Origin of the sequence: Microcystis sp. M144S2, from assembly GCF_020246065.1 — a bacterium.
Taxonomy (GTDB): Bacteria; Cyanobacteriota; Cyanobacteriia; order Cyanobacteriales; family Microcystaceae; genus Microcystis; species Microcystis ichthyoblabe_A.
The window spans coordinates 1-3,509 of sequence record NZ_JADBTR010000013.1 but is presented as its reverse complement, the minus strand read 5'-3'; the positions used below and the strand labels follow the sequence as shown (position 1 = coordinate 3,509).

Annotated in this window: 4 protein-coding genes; 2 read left to right on the top strand and 2 right to left on the bottom strand. The window is 42.2% G+C overall.

Annotation, left to right across the window (positions count from 1 at the left end; all coding sequences use genetic code 11):
- Positions 1 to 363, bottom strand: a 363-nt coding sequence (locus tag IM462_RS02410) for a phytoene desaturase family protein (protein ID WP_287714796.1), incomplete at its 3' end; no start/stop codon positions are given.
- A 382-nt stretch (positions 364 to 745) separates the two neighbouring features.
- Between IM462_RS02410 and IM462_RS02405 the strand changes: the two genes are divergently transcribed.
- Entirely contained in the window at positions 746 to 2,650 is a 1,905-nt protein-coding gene (locus tag IM462_RS02405; RefSeq protein WP_287700881.1) for a polysaccharide biosynthesis protein, read from the top strand.
- 321 nt (positions 2,651 to 2,971) lie between these two features.
- Here IM462_RS02405 and IM462_RS02400 read toward each other — a convergent pair whose 3' ends face one another.
- Positions 2,972 to 3,160, bottom strand: coding sequence for a hypothetical protein (locus IM462_RS02400; protein WP_002784873.1), 189 nt, complete (start codon positions 3,158 to 3,160; stop codon positions 2,972 to 2,974).
- 202 nt (positions 3,161 to 3,362) lie between these two features.
- Between IM462_RS02400 and IM462_RS02395 the strand changes: the two genes are divergently transcribed.
- Positions 3,363 to 3,509 (top strand): GTP-binding protein (locus tag IM462_RS02395; protein ID WP_287714797.1); only part of this gene is annotated, 147 nt, incomplete at its 3' end.

Sequence of the window (3,509 nt, the reverse complement as noted above, 5' to 3'; positions counted from 1 at the left end):
TGCGGGAAAATGGCTAATTAATTCCTGTAAAAATTGTTCGTAGTCGCGATGAACTTTTAAGTCTAATCCGTCCGGGAGATGATAATGGATCTGGACGGGATCGGCAATGGTTTCGATACTCATATCCACCGCTGCCAAAGCCTTGGTTAGGAGGTTAGTCGTCCCCTTTTTGCCAAAACCAAAAATCATCGAAGCACCCACATCAAAACGATAACCCTCTCGTTCAAAATAACCCGCGCTGCCCCCCGGAATCAGATAACTCTCTAGAACTAAGACTTTTGCTCCTTTTGCCGCTAATTGCGTCGCTGTCACCAATCCCCCGATTCCCGACCCAATCACGATCGCATCGTACTGATTACTCATAACTTTAGTTGATAAATTTTTGTGTCAATTCTTGATTGTAACCTTGACTAGCGGTGATTTATCGGCTAGTTTGCGGGAGCAAAAATTTTTTGGGGAGAGATGAAAAGTTGGTAAAAGGAAAAAAGTCTTGACAAATCCCGCCACTTGACATAATTGGATTTGGGTGATATCATCTCCGGAAAGACAGGCAGCGCTACTGTTATAAAGAATATTGGCTCTTCTTGTTTCTGTATGGAAGGGAGAAGAATAGGGGTAATTTTCCAGAAATATATTCTTCAAAGCCTTGCCTAGCAAGACTCGTCCGAATAATAAGCACTGATTATCGCACAAAGTCGAGAGGAGCTAAGTAAATTTACCTTAAGATTAATTAATCAATTAGATAATGTATAGAAAACTGGCCAACAAAATCCTTAAATTAGCTAATTCCCTATCTAGGTCATCGAAGCGATCTCTTTTAATTGTCACCGATTGCCTTGTTTTTTGTCTAAGCATCTATCTAGCCTTCTCTCTCAGGTTGAATCTGAGCCTAGAATATCAGGAAATTAGACCTTTTTTCAGGGAAATATTCAGCTTAATTGCGATTAAACTTCTAGTTTTCTATCTTAAAGGTATTTACAGTCCCGTAGTACGTTATACAGGATTAGAGTTTCTTTCCTCCGTACTGCAAGCGGTTCTCTATAGTTCAGGGGTTTTAATCAGTCTTGCCTACTTTCAAAGGGATGCCTTTTTGCCGCGTTCAGTCCTGATTATCGACGCCTTGTTAACCCTAGTATTGATTATCGGGGTGAGATTGTTGATTCGTTCTGTCTTTCACCGTCTTAATATTTACGTCAGTAGTGTCGATAGAGAACCGACAATTGTTATCTATGGTGCGGGGGTTGTGGGTTGTCAATTAGCACGTTCCCTACAAAATGATCCCCACTATCGTTTATTGGCCTTTGTTGATGATAATCCCGATTTGCAGCAGCGAGTTATCCAAGGCATCAGGGTTTATTCCCCCTCTCAATTGACACTACTGCACCAAAAACGGGCCTTTGACTGGGTTGTTCTCGCTATTCCGAACCTAGACAAGGCCAGAAAGCGGCAAATCATCGAAAGTCTAGAAACTTTACCCATCGACATTAAAACCATTCCTCCCCTCTCAAAAATTTTATCGGGAGAAGCGACCATCAATCAGATTCGCAGTGTCGATGTCTCGGAATTATTAGGACGGGAAGAAATTCTACCCCATGCCGAACTTTTGGCAAAAAATGTCACGGGTAAAGCGGTGTTAGTCACCGGGGGTGGCGGTTCCATCGGTTCGGAATTATGCCGACAAATCGCCTTCCTCAAGCCAAAATGCCTGGTAATCTACGAATTAAACGAGTTTTCCCTCTACAAAATCGATCTCGATTTAAGTGAAAATTATGCCGATTTACGCAAGTATGCCTATCTAGGCAATGTTCTCGACCGTAATCATCTGGCCCGAGTCATCCAACAACACCAGATCCAGACAATTTATCACACGGCCGCCTATAAGCACGTTCCCCTTGTGGAAGCCAATGCTAGTCAGGGGGTTTACACTAATGTTTGGGGGACCTTAAATGTCGCTCAGACCGCGATCGAAAATTCGGTTAGTAATTTAGTTCTCATTTCCACCGATAAGGCTGTCAGACCGACTAACATTATGGGGGCCAGTAAACGCTGTGCTGAGTTAGTTATACAAGCTTTGGCCGCTTTACCCGACACTTCCACCCGTTGCGCTATCGTCCGCTTTGGCAATGTTCTCGATAGTAGCGGTTCCGTGGTGCCGCGTTTCCGGGAACAAATCGCCCAACGCAAGAATATTACCCTCACCCATCGCGATATTATTCGCTATTTTATGTCTATTCCAGAGGCGGTGCGTTTGGTTATGCAAGCAGGAGCCATGGCCCGAGGGGGTGAGGTATTCCTGTTGGATATGGGTGAACCGGTAAGAATTTACGATTTGGCCCTACAGATGATTCGTTTAAGTGGCTTGGAATTAGGGCAAGATATCGATATTGAAATCACAGGATTAAGACCAGGGGAAAAACTCTACGAAGAATTATTAATCGATACCGATAAAGCTCGTCCCACCGCTCACCCAAAGATTTTTTGCGCTAATGAACACTTTCTTGCTTGGGACAAATTGCGAATCAAATTAGAGCAACTGCTTCATTATATTCAACTTAATGACCGTCAAGGCCTAGTTAAGTCCCTACAAGATTTAGTTCCTGAATACCGGACTCCGCAGCAAATGGCAAGTAATTTGTCAAGTAAAAAGTGAAAAAGAGGAGTTTTAGCTCTCCTCTTGATTGCCAAAATTTATGAGAGTTCTTGCCTAATTAATTTTTGAGAGGTCAAAAATGGGAAAAAATAGCCACAAAATTGCCTAATACTAAATCTGGTTATTAAAGACTGATTATCTATTGCCCCTATTGCCTTTTGCCTGTCCTGATAAGTAGCCTATACTCAACGGATTTAGTATAAAATACCCAAATAGCCCATTTAATTGCTTATTGTTCATTCTTAATTCTCCTGACTCCGATACTACTGGCTCCTGACTCCTTAATCTAACGGAAGATTTTTGATTTTTGCCAGAGGTATATTAATCTAATTGAACCGAATGCTCTTGTTTTAACTGCTTTTGGATAGTTTTTACCGTCTGCTCGATTTTATTGATTCCGCGAGAAGAAGGGCGATTTACTCTATCAGCTAGAGGAGAAGTTTGTTGAATAGCAATGCTTAAATAAAGAGGAAAAGCGAGGGTAAAGGCTAAAAAAAGACGTTGTAACATAATCCACTCCCACAAAAGTTTTTCAGCGATTATTTAGCCGGCTGAAACTTTTACCAGAATAACGACTAACTAGGAAAATTTCAGCTAGTTTGTGACAGTCCGGCAATTGGTGGGGCAATCCTAAAGAATTAGCGCTGAAACCCTCAACCCTAGACCGAGAGTCTGATAGATTGATCTAGAAACATGATCGATCGCCCTATCTATGCACAAAATTCCAGTTACTGTGATCACGGGTTTTCTGGGTGCGGGAAAAACTACCCTCATCCGTCATCTACTGCAAAATAATCAAGGCCGACGGGTGGCCGTTATGGTCAATGAATTCGGAGAAGTGGGAATTGATGGTGATTTA

Bases quoted from the DNA above. Each gene is read 5' to 3' on its own strand.
- IM462_RS02405 (WP_287700881.1), top strand. From the start codon at position 746: ATGTATAGAAAACTGGCCAACAAAATCCTTAAATTAGCTAATTCCCTA.
- IM462_RS02400 (WP_002784873.1), bottom strand. From the start codon at position 3,160: ATGTTACAACGTCTTTTTTTAGCCTTTACCCTCGCTTTTCCTCTTTAT.